Origin of the sequence: Parasphingopyxis sp., assembly GCF_028279465.1 — a bacterium.
Taxonomy (GTDB): domain Bacteria; phylum Pseudomonadota; class Alphaproteobacteria; order Sphingomonadales; family Sphingomonadaceae; genus Parasphingopyxis.
In genome coordinates this window covers 1-17,547 of the sequence record NZ_JANQNS010000021.1, presented here as the reverse complement: position 1 = coordinate 17,547, position 17,547 = coordinate 1, and the positions used below count along the sequence as shown (strand labels likewise).

The window sequence follows — 17,547 nt, the reverse complement described above, 5'->3', positions numbered from 1 at the left end:
TGCTGGCGGCAAGCGCCGGCACTGCTGAACCTCCATCCGAAATGTCCGTTGTCGCCGCAGGTGCTGATCTCGCGCGTATAGACCCGCTGGTCGAGCGGCTCATGAGCGAACATCATGTACCCGGCCTTGCCCTTTCCGTCGTCCGGAACGGCGAGCTTGCCGGCCTTGCGACCTATGGCATCCGGGATATGCGGACCGGCGCACCGCTCAATGCCGATAGCGTCATGTCGGGCATGTCATGGACGAAATTCGTCTTCGCGGCCTATGTTGCTGAATTGGCGGCGGAGGGCCGGATCGATCTTGACCGGCCGATCGGCGATTATCTGCCGCAGCCGCTTCCCGCTTACGAAGATTATGCCGATCTCGAAGGCGATGATCGCTGGCGTGCGCTGACGCTTAGTCTGCTGCTGTCGCACCAGAGCGGCTTTCCCAATTTCCGTTTCTTCCCGCCGAATAGCGACTATGATGCCGAGGCGCCGCTCGCCTTTTTCCAGGATCCGGGTACCTCGTACGCCTATTCGGGCGAAGGCTTCCAAATTGCGCAGCTCATCGTCTCCGAGGCGCTCGATATCGATATTGCCGCCGATCTCGAACGTCGCTTGTTCGCGCCGCTCGGCAATAGCGATATCGGGTTATCCTGGCGCGATTCCTTTGAAGACGATTACGATGCCGGCCATGACACGGATGGCGCGCCGCTCGGCCATCCGGTGCGCCGCGAATTCGACGCGGCCGGTTCGCTGAACAGCTCTCCCCGCGCATTCGCGCAACTGGTTGCCGCCTTCATGGAGGGTGATCTGATTTCGGACGCTGCGCGCGCGGAGCTCGTGTCGCCGCAGATCGAAATTCGGTCGGCGCATCAGTTCCCGCCCTGGTCCGACAAGCGCGACGAGAGCCTCGCAGCCGTCAATCTTTCGGCCGGGCTGGGAGTCGTGCTCTGGGATGGTCCGCAGGGCCGCGGTTTTTTCAAGGGCGGGCATGATCGCGGCGGCGACAACATGCTGGTTTGCTTGCTGGACCGGGATATCTGCGTGTTGGCGATGGCCAATGCGCCGAACGGGCATTTGGTTTTTCCGCAGATTTTCGAAGCGTTGCTCGGCGGTACCGGCATTCCGTGGCAATGGGAATATTCCCAAATCGCCGATGATTGAAGATGCCTATTGCGGGTCGTCGGGTCCGAGATCGGCGTGGAGATCGCGCGGCCGGACATAGCGGAGGAGCTTTCCCGTGCCCGGCGCGATATCGGCCCAGCTATCGACATCGAATTCCATTTCCGCCAGCGCGCAGGTCGGGAATTTTTCCTCGACCTTGGCGCGCGCCTTGTCGCCCTTGCTGTCCGGCACGAGCAGCAACACCAGGTCTTCGAGCCCCGAGTTATGGCCCGACATCAATAGCGACCTTGCCGCATCGTCCGCCTCGTGGAGGATGTCGAGCAAAGTCATATTGGACGCGAGATAGGCGCGGCGATCCCATTCCGGCTCGATCGGTTCGCCGTAGCCTTGGGCGACGCTCTCCAGCGTTTCGACCACGCGGATCGCCGGCGAGGCGATCACAGCGTCGAACATGATGCCGTCTTCCTGCATATGTTCGCCCATCATCTTCGCCGCGCGCTTGCCCTTCTCATTGAGCGGGCGGTCGAAGTCGCGCTTCACCGGGTCGTCCCAGCTCGATTTGGCGTGGCGCAGAAGAATGAGGCGCTTCATGAAGTCTCCGCAGGACTCGACTGCGCCCCTTGTTGCCCCAATTCCGTGACAGAAAAAAGACGGGCCTCTATCCGCGCAACGGCTTCGTCGAGCGGCACCCGCGATACTGGCGTACCTTCGGGAAAGGCGGTGAGTAGCCGGGAGGGCGTGGCCGCGGACAGGAGGACGAACATGCCGCTATCGTCCTTGCGGCGAATGAGGCGGCCGAAGGCCTGGGCGAGCCGGGCGCGCACGACCCGGTCGACATAGGCATTGCCGCCATTGGCGAGCTTACGCGCCGCATGCAGCACCGTCGGCCGCGGCCAGGGCACCGTCTCCAAGAGCACGAGCCGGAGCGAATGGCCGGGCACATCGACACCGTCCCTGAGGGCATCCGTGCCGAGCAGCGAGGCGCGCGCGTCGTCGCGAAAGATATCGATCAGCGTGCCGGTATCGATCGGATCGACATGCTGGCTGAACAGCGGCAGGCCGCCGCGCGCCAGCCGGTCCGCGATTCGCGCATGGACGGCTTTCAGCCGTGCAATGGCGGTGAACAGGCCGAGCGTACCGCCATTCGCCGCTTCGATCAGCCGCGCATAGGCGCCGGCCAGCGCCGGGATATCGCCTTTCTTGATGTCGGTAACGATCAGCACCTCGCTGTTCGCCGCATAGTCGAACGGGCTCGGCGCTTCGAACCGTTCCGGCGCGAAATCGAGATGGGGCGCACCGGCGCGCGCCTCGGCCGCATCCCAATCCTCGCCACCCTTCAGCGTCGCCGAGGTGACGATCAGGCCGTGCGCGGGCTTGATCACGGTTTCCGCGAGCGGCTTGGTCGGGTCGAGCCAGTGGCGGTGCAGGCCTATGTCGTACTCACGCCCCTCATAACGGTCGATCGCCAGCCAATCGACGAAATCGGGATCGGCCGGGCCGCCGAGCCGCGCTAGCAGGGCGATCCAGCTCGCCAGCATCTGCCCGCGCATCGTCAGCCCCATCATCGCACCTTCAATCCGCGCGCGCGCCTGGCTATCGACCCAATCCGGCGCGTCTTCGAGCACCGCCTCGGGCCTCTGCCGCAGGCTCGCGAGCGGCCGGTGCAGTGCTTCGAGCGCTTCGGTGGCCGCGCCGACGGCGGCGATCAGCGCGCCGTCCAGCTCCGCGACCTCGGTTTCGATCCCGTATCCCGCGTCCTGCGCCTTGGCGCGGGCGGACACCGTGCCGCGCACGGCGGCCAGCAGTTTCTCAATCGGCCCGAGCGGTATGCCCTCGGCGATGCGGCCCAGCCAGCCATCGCCGGGGAGCGCGGCGGCCGCCGCATTGGCCGCCTCGATCGCATCGCTCCCCGCCTGGTCGTAGGAGGCGACATCCATCAGCCGCGCCGACAGGCCGCGCCGCCGCCCGCGATGCTTGCCTTCGGGTCCGATGATCCAGCGGCGCAGCTCGATCGCTTCCTGCCCGGTCAATGCAGCAGAGAAGGTCGAATCGGCGGCGTTGAACAGGTGATGGCCTTCGTCGAACACGATGCGGGAGAGGGCTGCGCTGTCCTCGCGCCGCCGCTCGGCCATGATCATCACCAGCGCATGATTGGCGATGACGAGGTCCGCGCCCTCGGCGGACCGCGCCGAGCGTTCGATGAAGCATTTGCGATAATGCGGGCAACCGGCATAGACGCATTCGCCACGCCGGTCGGTGAGCGCCGTCGCGCCCGCGCGCCGGAACAGTGTGGGCAGCCAACCCGGCAGGTCGCCGCCGACCATATCGCCGTCTTTGGTGTACACAGCCCAGCGCGCGACCAGCTGCGCGAGCACCGCCGCGCGGCCTGCAAAGCCGCCTTGCAGTGCATCCTCGAGATTGAGCAGGCAGAGATAATTTTCGCGCCCTTTGCGGACGACGACCTTTTCGCGGCGCTCGGCGGGATCGGGAAAGAGCTTCTCCGTCTCGCGGTCGAGCTGGCGTTGCAGCGCCTTGGTATAGGTCGAGAGCCACACCGTGCCGTCCGCCTCTTTGGCCCAGAGCGAGGCAGGCGCGAGATAGCCGAGCGTCTTGCCGATCCCCGTTCCCGCCTCGGCGATCAGCATATTGGGTTTGCCCGCCGCCGGGCGCGGATCGAATGTGCGGGCGGCGGTGCGCGTATAATCGCGTTGACCCTCGCGTCGCTCGGCATCCTTTCCAACCAGCGTCTCCAGACGGTCGACCGCGCGGTGTTCGTCCATCGTTACGGTGCGCGGAGCCGGGCGGGGCGGCTGGTCCTCCCATTCGGGCAGGCGCGAGAACAGCCAGCGTTCGGCCTTCGCCGGCTTGGCGATCCGCTCGGCGACTGCGGCGGCCCAGGGCCAGCGCAGGCGAAACAAGCTTTGTGCGCTATTCCACGCGCCCTCGCGCTCGCCCCAGCCCTCCCATTGCAGCGTATCGAGCAGATGCTTCGCGGCTTCGAGCAGCAGCATCGCCGCATCCTCGTCGCTGTCCGGCACGTGCAGGCCGAGCGTGCGGGCGATGCCGGCGGGTGTCGGTACGGTGAAGCGCGCCGGATGGACGAAGGCGAACAGCTCGAGCAGGTCGAGGCCGGAGAGTTCGGGATAGCCGAGCCGCTGGCCCGTCATCGGCGCGTTCAGAACGATCATCGGTGTTTCCGCCGCCGCCGATATCGCTTCGCCGCGCGCAACTTCGCCGATTTCGCCATCGCCCGAGGCTATCCATATGCCGCCATGGGTGGCATGGAGCGCGCGATAGGGTAGAGGAGCGGGTTTCGACACGGGTTTTCATCCTTCGCCCAAAGAGAACGAAAGAGCAACATGAACGCGCTGCGCGACGCCGCATTACAGTCCAAGGCCTGGCCCTATGAGGAGGCCCGCAAGCTCTTGAAACGCTATCCGGACGGCAAGCCGGACGGCTCGCCGATCCTGTTCGAAACCGGCTACGGGCCGAGCGGGTTGCCGCATCTCGGCACCTTCCAGGAAGTCGCGCGGACTGAGATGGTGCGCCATGCGTTCAGCGAGATGAGCGATACTCCGACGAAGCTCATCGCCTTTTCCGACGATATGGATGGTATGCGCAAAGTCGCCGAAAACCTGCCCAATCGCGACATGCTGGCCGAGCATCTGGACGAGCCACTATGCCGCGTGCCCAATCCGTTCGACACCGAGCATGAGAGTTTCGCCGCGCATAACAATGCGATGCTGCGTCAGTTTCTCGACCGTTACGAGTTCGATTACGAGTTCCTCGCCTCGTCGGATTGCTATGGTTCCGGCCGGTTCGACGACACGCTGAAGCTAGTGCTCGCGCGCTACGACAAGATCATGGACGTGATGCTGCCGACGCTCGGGGAGGAACGGCGCGCGACCTATTCGCCGGTGCTGCCGATCTCGCCTGTGAGCGGCAAGGTGCTGCAGGTGCCCGTCGAGGTGGTCGATCCGGGTAAGGGCCTAGTTCGCTTTGTCGATCCGGCAACCGACGAGGCGGTCGAGCATTGCATTCTCGGCGGTGCGGCCAAGCTGCAATGGAAGGTCGATTGGGCGCTGCGCTGGGTGGCGCTGGGCGTCGATTATGAGATGGCCGGCAAGGATCTGATCGATTCGGTGACGCAAAGTTCGAAGATCACGCGCGTGCTCGGCGCGAAGCCGCCCGAGGGGTTCAACTATGAGCTCTTCCTCGACGAGAATGGCCAGAAGATTTCGAAGACCAAGGGCAATGGCGTCACCATCGACGAATGGCTGACCTATGCGCCCGAGGAGAGCCTCAGCTTCTACATCTATCGCGATCCGAAAAAGGCGAAGCAGCTCAGCTTCGGGATCATCCCCAAGGCGGTCGACGAGTATCAGCGGTTCCTCGACGCCTATCCCGATCAGCCGATCGAGCAGAAGCTGCCCAATCCCGTGCATCATGTGCATGCCGGCGATCCGCCGCAGGTCGATATGCCGATCAACTTCGCGCTGCTACTCAACCTGGTCGGCGTGGCAAACACGGACGACAAGGCGCTGCTCTGGGGTTTCGTGCAGCGCTATGCGCCCGGCGCCTCGCCCGAAACCCATCCTGCGCTCGACGCGCGGATCGACTATGCGCTCGCCTATTTCCGCGATTTTGTGGCCGATACGCTCGAACGGCGCGCGCCCGAGGGCAAGGAGGTCGATGCGCTGCGCGATCTCGATGCGGCGCTTGCCGATATGCCCGAGGATGCGGACGGGGAGACGATCCAGAATGCCGTGTTCGAAGTCGGCAAGCGCCACGAGTTCGAGCCGCTGCGCGACTGGTTCAAGGCGCTTTACGAAACGCTGCTCGGCGCAAGCCAGGGCCCGCGCATGGGCAGCTTCACCGCGCTGTACGGTATCGACAATGTCCGCACGCTGATCGCCGAGGCGCTGGCCGAATAGCCTAGGCGCTCAGCGCGTCGGCGAGCTTCGCCCGAAGCTGTTTCAAATCGGCGAGCAGACCCGGTTCCAGCGCCAGTTGCGGCGCTTTATCGACCGGTTTCGGCGCCGGCCGCTCGTCGGTCTTCCCCGCCAGCACCTTCTGGACACCCCGGATCGTATAGCCATCGTCATTGAGCAGCCGGTTGATCCGCTCGACCAGCGCCACGTCTTCGGGCCGGTAATAGCGGCGGTTGCCCGCGCGTTTCAGCGGCTGGAGCTGCGGAAAGCGCGTTTCCCAATAGCGCAGGATATGCTGGGCGACGCCAAGCTGGTCGGACAATTCCCCGATCGTGCGAAAAGCATCGGCGTCTTTGGGCATAACGCTCCCGTTCAGCTCGGCTGCGCGATCGTTTCCCGCATCGACTGGCTCGCCCGAAAGGTCAGCACACGGCGCGGCGCAATCGGCACTTCGACGCCGGTTTTGGGATTGCGGCCGATCCGTTCGCCCTTGTCGCGAAGCACGAAGCTCCCAAAGCCCGAAATCTTCACATTTTCGCCATCCGAAAGCGCGTCGCACATATGGCCGAGCACCGATTCGACCAGTTGCGCCGAATCCGCCCGCGACAGGCCGAGGCTGTCATGTACCTGTTCGGCCAGATCGGCCCGGGTCAATGTTCCTGTTTCGCTCATCTGCTTCCCCCAACTTGTCGTTTTTCTGTAACAATCTTTAACTCACTGTAGTCCATCGGGCAATCGCCAGGAACACCCAGCATATCAGTAACGCACGATCGAAGCACCCCAGGTGAAGCCGCCACCCATCGCCTCAAGCGCTAGCACGTCGCCGCGCGTTATCCGGCCGTCGCGCACCGCCGTATCGAGCGCGAGCGGCACCGACGCCGCTGATGTGTTGGCATGCTGATCGACGGTCACCACGATTTTCTCCGGCGGCAGGCCGAGTTTCTTCGCCGTGGCGTCGAGAATACGGCGATTGGCCTGATGCGGCACGATCCAGTCGACATCAGCCGCGGTCAGGCCGGCCGCGCCGAGCGCCTCGTGCAGGACGGCCGACAGATTGACGACCGCATGCCGGAATACCTCGCGGCCCTTCATGCGCAGTTTGCCAACCGTGCCGGTCGTAGACGGCCCGCCATCGACATAGAGCAGCTGGTTATGCCGTCCGTCGGCGTGGAGCTTGGACGAGAGGATGCCCCGCTCGCCTTCTTCGGTGCCCAGCACGACCGCGCCCGCGCCATCGCCGAACAGCACGCAGGTGCCGCGATCCTCCCAGTCGAGGATGCGGCTGAACGTCTCGGAGCCGATGACCAGCGCCTTTTGCCCGCTGCCGCTGCGGATCATATTGTCGGCCACGGTCAGCGCATAGAGAAAGCCCGAACAGACGGCCTGGACGTCGAAGGCGATGCAATCGTCGATACCGAGATTGGTCTGGATGATGGTTGCCGATGCCGGAAAGGTCTGGTCCGGGGTCGATGTCGCAAGGACGATCAGGTCGATATCACTTGGCGCGAGCTCCGCCGCCGCGATCGCGCGTTCGGCCGCCAGCGTACCGAGACTTGCGGTCGTTTCGCTGTCATCGGCGATATGCCGGAAATGAATACCGGTGCGCTCGATGATCCATTCGTCCGACGTGTCGACGGTTTCGGACAGCTCGTTATTGCTGACCCGGCGGGCGGGGAGCGCTGACCCCGTTCCCAGAATCGCCGATCTCAGGGTCATTCGGCCGCGTCCTCGATCGCGTGTTTGGGGAAATTTTCAAGATCGTTGGCGATCCTGCGCGTGATATCGGCCATCGCCATCTTCGCCGCCACGCCGATCGCATTGCGCACGCCGTTCGCATCCGCGCCGCCATGGCTTTTCACGACGAGGCCATTGAGGCCGAGAAACACGCCGCCATTATGGTTGTTCGGATCGAGTGTCCGGCGCAGCAAGTGCGCGGCGGGGCGCGAGAGCAGGAAGCCGAATTTGGAGCGCAGCGAACTCGTAAAGGCCCGGCGGATCAAATCGGCCACGAACCGCGCCGTGCCCTCGATGGTCTTGAGCGCGATATTCCCCGAAAATCCGTCGGTGACGATCACATCGACATGGCCGCGCGACAGCCGGTCGCCCTCAATGTAACCTGTAAATTCGAGCGGCAGCGTATCGGCCGCGCGCAGCTGGGCGGCCGCATCCTGCAGGATGCCCGTGCCCTTCAATTCTTCGGTGCCGATATTGAGGAGCGCCGTGCGCGGTTTCGGGATATCGAGCACAGTGCGCGCATAGGCGGCGCCCATCACCGCGAACTGAACGAGATTCTCCGCATCGCATTCGGCATTGGCGCCGAGATCGAGCATCACGACATCGGTATCGCCGAGCGTCGGCAGGAGCGCGGAAATGGCCGGGCGCTCGATGCCTTCCATGGTGCGCAGCGCGACCTTGGCGATTGCCATCAGCGCGCCGGTATTCCCCGCGGAGAGCGCAGCTTCGGCCTCGCCCGCTTTAACGGCCGCGATAGCAAGGCCCATGGAGGAGTCTTTCGATCGGCGCAGCGCTTGGCTCGGCTTGTCCTCGCCGGCGATGACGCCGTCGGTGTGGACGATCTCGACATTGCCGGCGAGCGATTTGTGCTTCGCGATCTCGGTGCGGATCGCGGCTTCGTCGCCGAAAAAGGTGAAACAGAGATCGGGAAAATCGGCGCGGGAGGCGGCTGCGCCTCCCACCATCACCTCAGGCCCCACATCGCCGCCCATCGCATCGATGGCGATACGGGGGGCTCGGTTCATGCGATCCGCTCCGGCCCTCGTTTAGGCGTCGATCGGCAGGATTTCGCGGCCGTTATAATAGCCACATGCCTGGCACATGTGATGCGGACGCTTCAGTTCCCCGCAATTGGGGCACTCCACAAAGGCTTCGGCCTTCAGCGCGTCATGCGCGCGGCGGTTGCCACGGCGGGAGGGCGATACTTTTCTCTTCGGAACGGCCATGTCGGCACCTTAATTGCTAGCAATTGCCAAAAAACTCTGTCGCTACCGGCATTACGAGCTTCTCCGGCGGCCATCAAGGCTGCCGCATGGTCCCGATCCGATTAGCGGTGAAGTCGGGCGCATATAGCGAATTTGCGCGCGCTTGCAACCTTTGTGCGCGCATGCGAGGGCCAAAATGACGGTCATCGGGGCCGAAAAACGGGACGCATCATGAAACTCGAAATCACATTGATCATCGCCGCAGCCGCCGCGCTGCTCAATATCTGGCTGGCCGTGCGGGTCGGCCGCGTACGCACATCGGCGAAAGTTTCGGTCGGCGATGGCGGCAACGAGATGCTGACGCGCCGGATGCGCGCCCATGCGAACTATGCCGAATATACACCCTTCTTCCTGATCCTGCTCGCCCTTGTCGAGCTGGCCTGGGGCGCGAATATCTGGCTCTGGGGCGCTGCGATTATCTATATTCTCGGCCGGATCGCCCATGGTTTCGGCATGGACGGCAATGACAAGCTGCGCGCATTCGGGACCGTTTCGACCCTGCTCGTCCTGCTCGGCCTCGCGATCTACGCGCTGGTTATCGCCTATACCGGGCCCGTTTTCGAAAGCCTCGATATCCCGACCGACGGCTCGGCGTAGTTTGTCAGAAACTTCCTATCGGAAGTTCGCGGCACCGGCCCGCTCCCCCTCCCGACCTCCCATGAGTGTACCCTAGTTGGGAGGTCGGGAGGGGGAGCGGGCTGGTGCGGCGCTCGACCGTCAGGTCGAGTCTGACAGACAAACTCAAGCCGACGCTAATATCCGGTCGGCGACGAAGCCGTTGGTCTGGCGCTCGCGGCCGAAGGTCGACATTGGCCCATGGCCCGGCACGAAGGCCGTTTCATCGCCGAGCGGCCAGAGCTTCTGCGTGATCGCGTCGATCAGGTCCTGATGGTTGCTCATCGGAAAGTCCGTCCGTCCGATCGACCCCTGAAATAGCACATCGCCGACAATGGCGAGCTTCGATTCGGGATGGTGGAAGACGATATGACCGGGCGTGTGGCCGGGGCAGTGATAGACGTCGAGTGTCAGCTCGCCGACGGTCACTTGGTCGCCATTGTCGAGCCAGCGATCGGGCTCGAATGTCTTGCCCGCAAAACCCCATTTGCGCCCATCATCCTCGAGCCGCGAAATCCAGAAGCGGTCTGCCTCGTGCGGCCCCTCGATCGGCACGCCGAGTTCGTCGGCAAGGATTTTCGCCTGGCCGCAATGGTCGAGATGACCGTGCGTGATCAGCAATTTCTCAACCGTAACGCCCATCTTGGCCGCCGCATCCTTGAGCTTGTCGAGATCGGCGCCGGGATCGGTGAACGCGCCGCGCATGGTTTTGGTGCACCAGATCAGGGTGCAGTTTTGCTGGAGCGGCGTCACCGGAATGATCGCCGCCTTGAGAGGGGCAGTGTCAGTCATGTCCGGTGACATGGCAATTGCGCCGCACGCTTGCAACTGGCGAAACGGACCAAGGCTTGGCATGGGGCGGGGGTGACTGGCGATATTTCCTCCGACACGCCCTTCGTGCTCCTCGACGATGCCAGGCCCGATGGCGCGGCCGCACGACTTTTTGCGGGACCGGTCGAGACCATAGAGGCAAGATCGCACGATGCGGTCGATGCCGCGCTGGATCGGCTGGCTGAGGCGCAGGCGGACGGACTGCATGCCGCCGGTTTCCTGAGCTACGAGGCAGGCTTCGCGCTTGAAGAGAAGCTCGCGCCCTTGCGCGGCGATCCGGCCGATAGCGAACCGCCGCTGCTTTGGTTCGGGCTGTTCGAAGACGTAAAGCGTATTCCGGCCGATGAGATACTCGCGCACTTGCCCGATCCGGACGGCGCCTGGGCGGGCGCGCCGCGGCCTCGCGTTACGCAGAGCGGCTATGGCACGATGTTCGAAACCGCGCAGCGCTTTATCGCGGCCGGCGATATCTATCAGACCAACCTGACCTTCGCCTGCGATGTCCCGCTCGCCGGGCATCCGCTTGCCATCTACGCACGGCTGCGTGCCGGATCGCTGGCCGGTTATGGCGGCGTGGTCTGGACCGGCACGCACTGGTTGCTGTCGCTCTCGCCGGAACTCTTTTTCTCGCTCGCCTATGGGAAGGTCACGGCGCGGCCGATGAAGGGTACGGCGGTGCGTCACGCCGATACGGCCGCCGATAGCGCGGCGCGGGACGATCTTGTCGCGGACCCGAAGCAGCGCGCCGAAAATCTGATGATCGTCGATCTGCTGCGCAACGATCTCAGCCGCGTGGCAGCGCCGGGCAGCGTGGCCGTGCCCTCGCTCTTTCACGTTGAATCCTATCCAACCGTGCACCAGATGACCTCCACGGTCACCGCCGATCTCGCGCCGGGCAGTTCGGCGCTCGATCTGATCCGCGCCATCTATCCCTGCGGCTCTATCACGGGCGCGCCCAAAATCCGCGCGATGGAGATTATCGATACGCTCGAGAGCACGCCGCGCGGGCCCTATACGGGCTCGATCGGCTGGCTCGATCCCCAGGGCGATGCGGCGTTGAACGTTGCCATTCGCACGCTCGTCCTCGAAGATGGCGCCCGCAGCGCGACGCTCGGGCTCGGTTCGGGCGTTGTCGCGGACAGCGATGCGGGGGACGAATGGCGCGAATGCCTGGCCAAGGGCGCATTTGTGACTGAGGGGCAAGACCGGTTCGATCTGATCGAGACGATGCGCTTCGATCCGGTGGACGGCATCGCCTGGCTCGAAAAGCATCTCGACCGGATGAAGGCAAGCGCGCGCCTGTTCGGGTTCGAGTTCGACCGCCATGCCGCGCGTAACGAACTACAGGCGGCGACTTTCCGGGTCGATGCGCCGTCGAAAGTCCGCCTGCTGGCGTCGCGGCGGGGCGGGCTCGCGATCGAGATACGGCCGTTGCCCGATGCGCCCGACGAGCCGGTGCCCCTCGCGATTGCGGCGCGCACGGCGGTCGCCGAGGATTTTCGTCTCAATCACAAGACGACGGCACGGTCGATCTATACCGACGCCTTCGTACCCGGCGCGTTCGATACGCTGCTCGAAGATGCGGACGGGTGCCTTACCGAAGGCTGTTTCACCAACCTGTTCGTCGAGCGAGAGGGCACGCTGCTCACGCCGCCCGCCGCGCGGGGCCTGCTGCCCGGTATCCTCCGCCAGACGCTGCTTGAAGAGGGCCGGGCCGTCGAACAGGATTTGACGCGCACGGATCTTGCCAATGGTTTCCTGGTCGGCAATGCCGTGCGCGGCCTGCTGAAGGCGCGGCTCGCCTAGACGCCGAGCCGGTAAAAATCGAGCGCCAGGATGCGTTCGATATGCGCAAGCCATTCGCGAATGCCGGTATCCGCCTCCGCGCAGTCCAGCTCGATCACGACATTCTGGCCGCGCCGCCCGGTGCGCACTTTCACGCCATCGGCGAGAAACACGCTTTTGAGCGCGATAGCCGTATCGCTGTGCGCGCCGGCCAGTTTCGGGGCGTAGATATTCGCATCGTCGAACGCGAACTGCCCGCCGGCGCTATCCGTCGCGGGCACATTTTCGATGCCCATATAGACGTCCGCCCGGTGCAGCGCGCTGGCCGAGCGGCTGATTCCGGCATGGCGGAAGAATTCGATCGCTTTTTGCGTGTCTTCGAGCGCGCCGACGGCGACATGCTGGCGCGCTTCGAGATAACCGTGCCAGCGTTCGACATTTTCGAGGCTCGAAAATTCGCTGTCGAATAGCGCGCGGAAGCTGTTGGCATAGCTGTAGCGCAATGCTTCGTCGGCGACGTCGAGGGTTACAAGCTTGACGATCTTGCGCTGCGAGCGCGCCATCAGGATCGCGTTGGTGAACAGGAACGCCGTCGCCAGCGTCTCGGTCAGCTCGGCGCTGGCCGGCAGGTTGTGGCAGCGCAGCGCGAAAACGCTCGCCTCGCCCGATGCGATATCGGCGACGGCCGCGTCGAACTCGGCCTTCTCGCTGTCGAGGAAGAGATTGGGGACATTGGGAAGCGAAGCCATGATGCGCTCCTATACAGCCGTGACGAGCTTGGCGGCGATCTCGTCGATCTTGGAGAGATCGATGCCGGCGATATTCATGCGCCCGTCGGGAATGATGTAAACGCCATGCTCCTCGCGCAGTTGCTGCGCCGCCTCGGGCGTCACATCGATCAGCGAAAACATGCCATGGCCCTTATCGATATACGTCCAGTCGCGATCCTGTTTCGCGCGGGCCAGCGCGAGCGCGAGGGCCGTGCGGCTGTGATTGATCGTCTCGCGCATTTCCTTGAGTTCGGCGAGCCAGGCGGCTTTGAGTTCGGGGTCTTCGAAAATCGTGCGGACGATGGCTGCGCCATGATCGGGCGGCATCGAATAATTGGCACGGGCGAGCGAGAGCAATGCGGAATTGGCCGCCGCCAGATTCGCATGTCTCTTGCCGACGAGCAGTGCGGCGCCCGTGCGCTCGCGGTACAGGCCGAAATTCTTCGAACAGCTGAGCGCGAGGAGCATTTCCGGCGTACGCTCGGCGATGGTTGCGACGCGCGCGGCATCTTCCTCCCAGCCCTGGCCGAAGCCGATATAGGCAGAGTCGACAAACGGGATCATCCCGCGCGCGACCACGCCCTCGGTCAGCCGGCCCAGATCGTCCGGCGATGGGTCGATCCCGGTCGGGTTGTGGCAGCCGCTATGGATGACGACGACATCGCCCGGTGCGGCCGCGTCCAGCGCCTGCAATATCGCGTCGACATCCGCTTCCGCCGTGAATTTCGGATAGGGATAGGTCGCCATCGCCGCGCCGACCGCGCCGAAGATCGCGCGGTGATTCGGCCATGTCGGATCGGGCATCCAGAAGGTCGCCTTCGGATTGAGGCTGAGCGCCAGCTCCGCCAGCACACGCACCGCGCCGGACCCGCCGATCGACTGGATGCCGATCATATCGGTGCCATAGGCATGATCCGGCAGCACCGCATTGGCGAGCAGCTCGACGAACTTCTGATCGCCGCCGACGCCGACATAGGTTTTCGTCATCTGCGTATCGATCAGCCGCTGTTCGGCCGCTTTCACGGCGCGCATGACCGGCGTCAGGCCGGTGGCGTCCTTGTAGACGCCGATGCCGAAATCGACCTTGTCGTCGCGCGGATCCTCCTGATAGGCGCGGCTGATCGCGATGATCTGGTCGATCGGGCGGGCGACGGCTTGGTCGAACATGGCTGATCCTTACGGGCTTACCGATTTAACGGGCAGGAAACCGGAATTGGCGTTGCGGACGTCGCTCGCGACATAGCTGCCCAGCAGTTTGACGTAACGCGCCTTCTCTTCGAGCGCGCGCAGAGCGGCCTGCACGGCCTCGTCCTCGAGCCCGCCACCGATGTCGATATAGAAGGTCGGCAGAGCGGTCTCTTCGGAGATCGTATAGGTTTCGAGCGTGGTGATATTGATGCCGGCGTCGCGGAACACGGCGAGCGCTTCGATCAGCGCGCCGGGCTGGTGATCGATCTGGAAGATCAGCGTTGTGATATTCGCGCCCGCATAGTCGGGATTGAGCGCCGGTTTTTCGAGCGCCAGAAAGCGCGTGTAATTATTCTTCTGGTCGGCGATATCGCGCTCGATCACGACCCCGCCGAACACCTGCGCCGCGACCGACGATCCGATCGCCGCGACATGCGGATCGCCGAGTTCCGCCACCTGCTTGACGGCCGTTGCCGTATCCACCGTTTCCACCTGCTCGGCATCCCGGCAATGCGCTTCGATGAAGCCCGAGCTTTGCAGGAAACCCTGGCGATGGCTGAGGATGCGCGTGATGCTGCCGGGTTCGGACACGGGTTGCGGGCCGGAATGCGCCTGGATCAGGCAATGTTCGATCCGCTGCATATGCTCCTGCACGATTGCCATCTCGGTCGAGAGCATCAGGCGGTGGACGTCCGGGATGCGGCCGCTCGTGGAATTCTCGATCGGGATCACGGCCGTCTTGTGCGCGCCCGCCTCGACCGTTTCCATGATCTCGCCAAAGGTGCGCAGGCCGACATGCTCGGCATCGGGAAACATGCCGATCGCCGCCTGATAGCTGTAAGTCCCGGGCGAACCCAGATAGGCGATTGTCTCTGCGGTCATTCCTCATTCTCCAGCGCGTCGACCCGGCGTTTCGCTTCGACCAGCGTCTCCAGCAAAACGGCGGGCACAGGCTCGTCGGCCATGGCGGCGATCAGATCAAGCCGTTTTTTGAATTCCGCCACCGCCGCCGTCAGCTCCGCAGCGTTGGCGCGAAAGATATCGGCCCACATCTGCGCGTCCGATCCGGCAAAGGAGGCGATCCCGCGATACGAAGCGGGGAGGAGGTCGGATGGCTCATCGGTCCTCAGTCCGGCTAACGCATAGGCGATCAGATGCGGCAGATGGGAACCCGTTGCGAGCAACCGGTCATGCGCGTCCGGCACCATCTCTACGACCCGCGCGCCAAGCGTCTCCAGAAGCGTTTTCGCGGCGGCGACAGCGTTGGGATCGGTGGCATCGGTCGGCGTCAGCACGAACGGCCGAGCGGCAATGATATCGCCGCTGGATCGCCCGGGCCCGGCCGAAATGCCGCCGGCCAGCGGGTGGCCGGGCACGAAGCGCGCCGCGTCGACATCGGCTTCGGCGACAGTCTCGACGATTGCGCGTTTCGCCGATCCTGTATCGATGATCAGCGCGTCGCTGTCCGGCAGTTCGAGTAGCGCTACGACCTGTTTCGCAATCGTCGCGACCGGCGTTGCGACGAAGATCGCATCGCAATCCGCCAGTTTGGCCAGCGTGGTCGCAATCTCGGCCTTGGGGTGGCGCTCGGCGACATAGGCCGCATTGCCCGGGCTTGCATCATGCACGCGTAGCGCACTGTCCGGCAGCCTATGGGCAAGCCGGGCGGCGATCGAGCCGCCGATCAGGCCGGCGCCAACCAGTCCGATCCGCTGGAAATCGGGCGCGTTCATCGCGCTCATGAAGATTTTCCGTGCTGCATTGCACTGCACAAAAGCCGGTCCGCATGCTAAATGCAAATGGAATTGGCCGCTGCGTGTAACGGAAAGCGCCATTGTGCCGAATGACGGCATGAGGTGCCGATGTCCGGCTTGCCTTGCAGTGTGGCCGGACGGGAAAGCTTCGAGTGTATGGAAGAGGTATGCGTATGACGATTGATCGACGAACGATTTTGACAGGCGGTGCGATTGGTGCGCTGGCGACGCTGACCGGCTGTGGCAGCCGGGCCGACGCGACCAACAGCGGCAATTTCCCGGTCCGCTACACCGACGCGCAATGGCGCGCGCGGCTGACGACGGAAGAATATCGCATCTTGCGCGAACATGGCACCGAACGGCCCTTCACCAGCCCGCTCGATAATGAGAGCCGCCGCGGCACCTTTACCTGCGCCGGCTGCGGCAACCGCCTGTTCAGCTCGGCGACCAAGTTCGACAGCGGGACGGGCTGGCCGAGCTTCTATCGCCCGCTGCCCGGCGCGATCGGCACGCGCATGGACCGCAGCCTCGGCATGGTCCGCACCGAAGTCCATTGCGCCGATTGCGGCGGCCATCTCGGCCATGTGTTCCGCGATGGCCCGCGTCCTACGGGTCTGCGTTACTGCATGAATGGCGTGGCGATGGATTTCGTCCCCGCGAGGAGTTAGTAGTCATGATTATGAAAAAGCGCGTTTCCTTCGCCATTGGCGCCGCCGCCGTGATCGCCGCGGTGGCCGCGATTTCCCTGCCGACCACACAGCAGACGGTCGAAGCGGCCGTGACGATCCCACCGCCCCGCACCAATGTCGTGGTGACCGAGGGCAATCAGGTCGCCGTGTTCGCCGGCGGCTGTTTCTGGGGCATGGAAGGCGTGTTCCAGCATGTGCGCGGCGTGCGCAGCGTCGTCTCCGGCTATGCCGGCGGCAGCGCGGAAACCGCAACCTATGAACAGGTCGGCACGGGCCGGACCGGCCATGCCGAGGCGGTGCGCATCGTCTATGATCCGAGCGTCGTGACCTATGGCGAGCTTTTGCGGATCTATTTTTCCGTCGCGCACGATCCGACCCAGGTGAACCGGCAGGGTCCGGATGTCGGCCCCGACTATCGTTCGGCGATTTTCCCGCAAAACGCCGCCCAGCGCAGCGTCTCGCGGCGCTATATCGCGCTGCTCAACGAATCCGGCCGTTTCTCCCGCCCGATCGCGACGCGGCTCGAAAGCGGCCGCTTCTACCGCGCGGAAGACTATCATCAGGATTTCATGAACCGGAACCCGCGCCACCCTTATATTCTCGCGCATGACGTCGAGAAGGTGGAAGACCTGCGCGCGACCTTCCCGCGCATGTTTACGAACACGCCGGCGGCTTAGTTCGTCAGACTCGAGCTGGCGGTCGAGCGCCGCACCGGCCCACTCCCCCTCCCGACCTCCCAATAAGTGTACCCTGTGGGAGGCCGGGAGGGGGAGTGGGCCGGTGCCGCGCCTGAGCGAAAACGAAGGTCTGACAAAGAAGCTTCCCTAACCAAATCGGTTTTTCTCTTTCCTACACTATTGCCGAAATGGCAAGTAG

At 64.1% G+C, this 17,547-nt stretch carries 18 protein-coding genes; 6 read left to right on the top strand and 12 right to left on the bottom strand.

The genetic code is table 11. From position 1 onward, the window contains the following. Positions 1–41: 41 nt before the first annotated feature. Positions 42–1,148 carry a serine hydrolase gene (locus Q0974_RS16085; RefSeq protein WP_299329663.1) on the top strand — a complete coding sequence of 369 codons (1,107 nt, stop codon included), beginning with the start codon at positions 42–44 and terminating at the stop codon, positions 1,146–1,148. Positions 1,149–1,154: 6 nt separating this feature from the next. Here Q0974_RS16085 and Q0974_RS16080 read toward each other — a convergent pair whose 3' ends face one another. Beyond that, complete coding sequence (locus Q0974_RS16080) at positions 1,155–1,700, bottom strand: histidine phosphatase family protein (protein ID WP_299329661.1); 546 nt, start codon at positions 1,698–1,700, stop codon at positions 1,155–1,157. Continuing rightward, positions 1,697–4,429 (bottom strand): ATP-dependent DNA helicase, encoded by a 2,733-nt coding sequence (locus Q0974_RS16075; protein ID WP_299329659.1) that lies wholly within the window; start codon positions 4,427–4,429, stop codon positions 1,697–1,699. Before Q0974_RS16075 ends, Q0974_RS16080 begins: the two co-directional genes overlap by 4 nt. Before the next feature lie 39 nt (positions 4,430–4,468). Between Q0974_RS16075 and Q0974_RS16070 the strand changes: the two genes are divergently transcribed. Further along, positions 4,469–6,043: a lysine--tRNA ligase gene (locus Q0974_RS16070; RefSeq protein WP_299329657.1), complete on the top strand. Its 1,575-nt coding sequence runs from the start codon at positions 4,469–4,471 to the stop codon at positions 6,041–6,043. 1 nt (position 6,044) lies between these two features. On the opposite strand, the gene Q0974_RS16065 is transcribed toward Q0974_RS16070, so the two are convergent. From Q0974_RS16065 to rpmF, 5 genes are all read right to left on the bottom strand, one after another. Then, positions 6,045–6,401: a MerR family transcriptional regulator gene (locus tag Q0974_RS16065; RefSeq protein ID WP_299329655.1), complete on the bottom strand. Its 357-nt coding sequence runs from the start codon at positions 6,399–6,401 to the stop codon at positions 6,045–6,047. 11 nt (positions 6,402–6,412) lie between these two features. Further along, positions 6,413–6,712, bottom strand: coding sequence for an integration host factor subunit alpha (locus tag Q0974_RS16060; RefSeq protein ID WP_299329653.1), 300 nt, complete (start codon positions 6,710–6,712; stop codon positions 6,413–6,415). An 84-nt stretch (positions 6,713–6,796) separates the two neighbouring features. Next, a complete protein-coding gene (locus tag Q0974_RS16055) occupies positions 6,797–7,756 on the bottom strand; it encodes a beta-ketoacyl-ACP synthase III (RefSeq protein WP_299329651.1) in 960 nt (319 codons plus the stop codon). Then, on the bottom strand, positions 7,753–8,799 hold the full coding sequence (gene plsX, locus Q0974_RS16050; protein ID WP_299329649.1) for a phosphate acyltransferase PlsX: 1,047 nt from the start codon (positions 8,797–8,799) through the stop codon (positions 7,753–7,755). The genes Q0974_RS16055 and plsX overlap by 4 nt, the downstream gene beginning before the upstream one ends. A gap of 21 nt (positions 8,800–8,820) precedes the next feature. Continuing rightward, positions 8,821–9,000 carry a 50S ribosomal protein L32 gene (gene rpmF, locus Q0974_RS16045; RefSeq protein WP_299329647.1) on the bottom strand — a complete coding sequence of 60 codons (180 nt, stop codon included), beginning with the start codon at positions 8,998–9,000 and terminating at the stop codon, positions 8,821–8,823. A gap of 210 nt (positions 9,001–9,210) precedes the next feature. On the opposite strand from rpmF, the gene Q0974_RS16040 reads away from it, so the two are divergent. Beyond that, the gene (locus Q0974_RS16040; protein ID WP_299329645.1) at positions 9,211–9,636 is read left to right on the top strand and encodes an MAPEG family protein; all 426 of its coding nucleotides are present in this window, start codon (positions 9,211–9,213) and stop codon (positions 9,634–9,636) included. A 144-nt stretch (positions 9,637–9,780) separates the two neighbouring features. Here Q0974_RS16040 and Q0974_RS16035 read toward each other — a convergent pair whose 3' ends face one another. Beyond that, positions 9,781–10,446 carry an MBL fold metallo-hydrolase gene (locus tag Q0974_RS16035; protein WP_299329643.1) on the bottom strand — a complete coding sequence of 222 codons (666 nt, stop codon included), beginning with the start codon at positions 10,444–10,446 and terminating at the stop codon, positions 9,781–9,783. A gap of 72 nt (positions 10,447–10,518) precedes the next feature. Between Q0974_RS16035 and pabB the strand changes: the two genes are divergently transcribed. Continuing rightward, positions 10,519–12,291 carry an aminodeoxychorismate synthase component I gene (gene pabB / locus Q0974_RS16030; RefSeq protein WP_299329641.1) on the top strand — a complete coding sequence of 591 codons (1,773 nt, stop codon included), beginning with the start codon at positions 10,519–10,521 and terminating at the stop codon, positions 12,289–12,291. Here pabB and Q0974_RS16025 read toward each other — a convergent pair. The 4 genes from Q0974_RS16025 to Q0974_RS16010 are packed head-to-tail and all read right to left on the bottom strand — an operon-like array spanning position 12,288 to position 15,970. Continuing rightward, complete coding sequence (locus tag Q0974_RS16025; protein ID WP_299329639.1) at positions 12,288–13,019, bottom strand: hypothetical protein; 732 nt, start codon at positions 13,017–13,019, stop codon at positions 12,288–12,290. The two genes, pabB and Q0974_RS16025, sit on opposite strands and share 4 nt — an antisense overlap. A 9-nt stretch (positions 13,020–13,028) precedes the next feature. Beyond that, positions 13,029–14,207, bottom strand: a complete 1,179-nt coding sequence (locus Q0974_RS16020) for an aromatic amino acid transaminase (protein WP_299329637.1) — start codon at positions 14,205–14,207, stop codon at positions 13,029–13,031. A 9-nt stretch (positions 14,208–14,216) separates the two neighbouring features. Next, positions 14,217–15,110 carry a prephenate dehydratase domain-containing protein gene (locus Q0974_RS16015; protein ID WP_299329635.1) on the bottom strand — a complete coding sequence of 298 codons (894 nt, stop codon included), beginning with the start codon at positions 15,108–15,110 and terminating at the stop codon, positions 14,217–14,219. Next, complete coding sequence (locus Q0974_RS16010) at positions 15,107–15,970, bottom strand: prephenate dehydrogenase/arogenate dehydrogenase family protein (protein ID WP_299329633.1); 864 nt, start codon at positions 15,968–15,970, stop codon at positions 15,107–15,109. Before Q0974_RS16010 ends, Q0974_RS16015 begins: the two co-directional genes overlap by 4 nt. Positions 15,971–16,155: 185 nt before the next feature. Between Q0974_RS16010 and msrB the strand changes: the two genes are divergently transcribed. Both msrB and msrA read left to right on the top strand, forming a co-directional pair. Beyond that, complete coding sequence (msrB, locus tag Q0974_RS16005; protein WP_299329631.1) at positions 16,156–16,650, top strand: peptide-methionine (R)-S-oxide reductase MsrB; 495 nt, start codon at positions 16,156–16,158, stop codon at positions 16,648–16,650. An 11-nt stretch (positions 16,651–16,661) separates the two neighbouring features. Continuing rightward, complete coding sequence (gene msrA, locus Q0974_RS16000; protein WP_299329727.1) at positions 16,662–17,348, top strand: peptide-methionine (S)-S-oxide reductase MsrA; 687 nt, start codon at positions 16,662–16,664, stop codon at positions 17,346–17,348. The last annotated feature ends 199 nt before the right edge of the window (positions 17,349–17,547 follow it).

Coding starts and splice junctions, on each gene's coding strand:
- rpmF (WP_299329647.1), bottom strand. CDS start 9,000: ATGGCCGTTCCGAAGAGAAAAGTATCGCCCTCCCGCCGTGGCAACCGC.
- Q0974_RS16035 (WP_299329643.1), bottom strand. CDS start 10,446: ATGACTGACACTGCCCCTCTCAAGGCGGCGATCATTCCGGTGACGCCG.
- msrB (WP_299329631.1), top strand. CDS start 16,156: ATGACGATTGATCGACGAACGATTTTGACAGGCGGTGCGATTGGTGCG.
- Q0974_RS16025 (WP_299329639.1), bottom strand. CDS start 13,019: ATGGCTTCGCTTCCCAATGTCCCCAATCTCTTCCTCGACAGCGAGAAG.
- Q0974_RS16055 (WP_299329651.1), bottom strand. CDS start 7,756: ATGACCCTGAGATCGGCGATTCTGGGAACGGGGTCAGCGCTCCCCGCC.
- Q0974_RS16070 (WP_299329657.1), top strand. CDS start 4,469: ATGAACGCGCTGCGCGACGCCGCATTACAGTCCAAGGCCTGGCCCTAT.
- Q0974_RS16085 (WP_299329663.1), top strand. CDS start 42: ATGTCCGTTGTCGCCGCAGGTGCTGATCTCGCGCGTATAGACCCGCTG.
- Q0974_RS16020 (WP_299329637.1), bottom strand. CDS start 14,207: ATGTTCGACCAAGCCGTCGCCCGCCCGATCGACCAGATCATCGCGATC.
- Q0974_RS16015 (WP_299329635.1), bottom strand. CDS start 15,110: ATGACCGCAGAGACAATCGCCTATCTGGGTTCGCCCGGGACTTACAGC.
- Q0974_RS16010 (WP_299329633.1), bottom strand. CDS start 15,970: ATGAGCGCGATGAACGCGCCCGATTTCCAGCGGATCGGACTGGTTGGC.
- plsX (WP_299329649.1), bottom strand. CDS start 8,799: ATGAACCGAGCCCCCCGTATCGCCATCGATGCGATGGGCGGCGATGTG.
- Q0974_RS16065 (WP_299329655.1), bottom strand. CDS start 6,401: ATGCCCAAAGACGCCGATGCTTTTCGCACGATCGGGGAATTGTCCGAC.
- msrA (WP_299329727.1), top strand. CDS start 16,662: ATGAAAAAGCGCGTTTCCTTCGCCATTGGCGCCGCCGCCGTGATCGCC.
- Q0974_RS16040 (WP_299329645.1), top strand. CDS start 9,211: ATGAAACTCGAAATCACATTGATCATCGCCGCAGCCGCCGCGCTGCTC.
- Q0974_RS16060 (WP_299329653.1), bottom strand. CDS start 6,712: ATGAGCGAAACAGGAACATTGACCCGGGCCGATCTGGCCGAACAGGTA.
- Q0974_RS16080 (WP_299329661.1), bottom strand. CDS start 1,700: ATGAAGCGCCTCATTCTTCTGCGCCACGCCAAATCGAGCTGGGACGAC.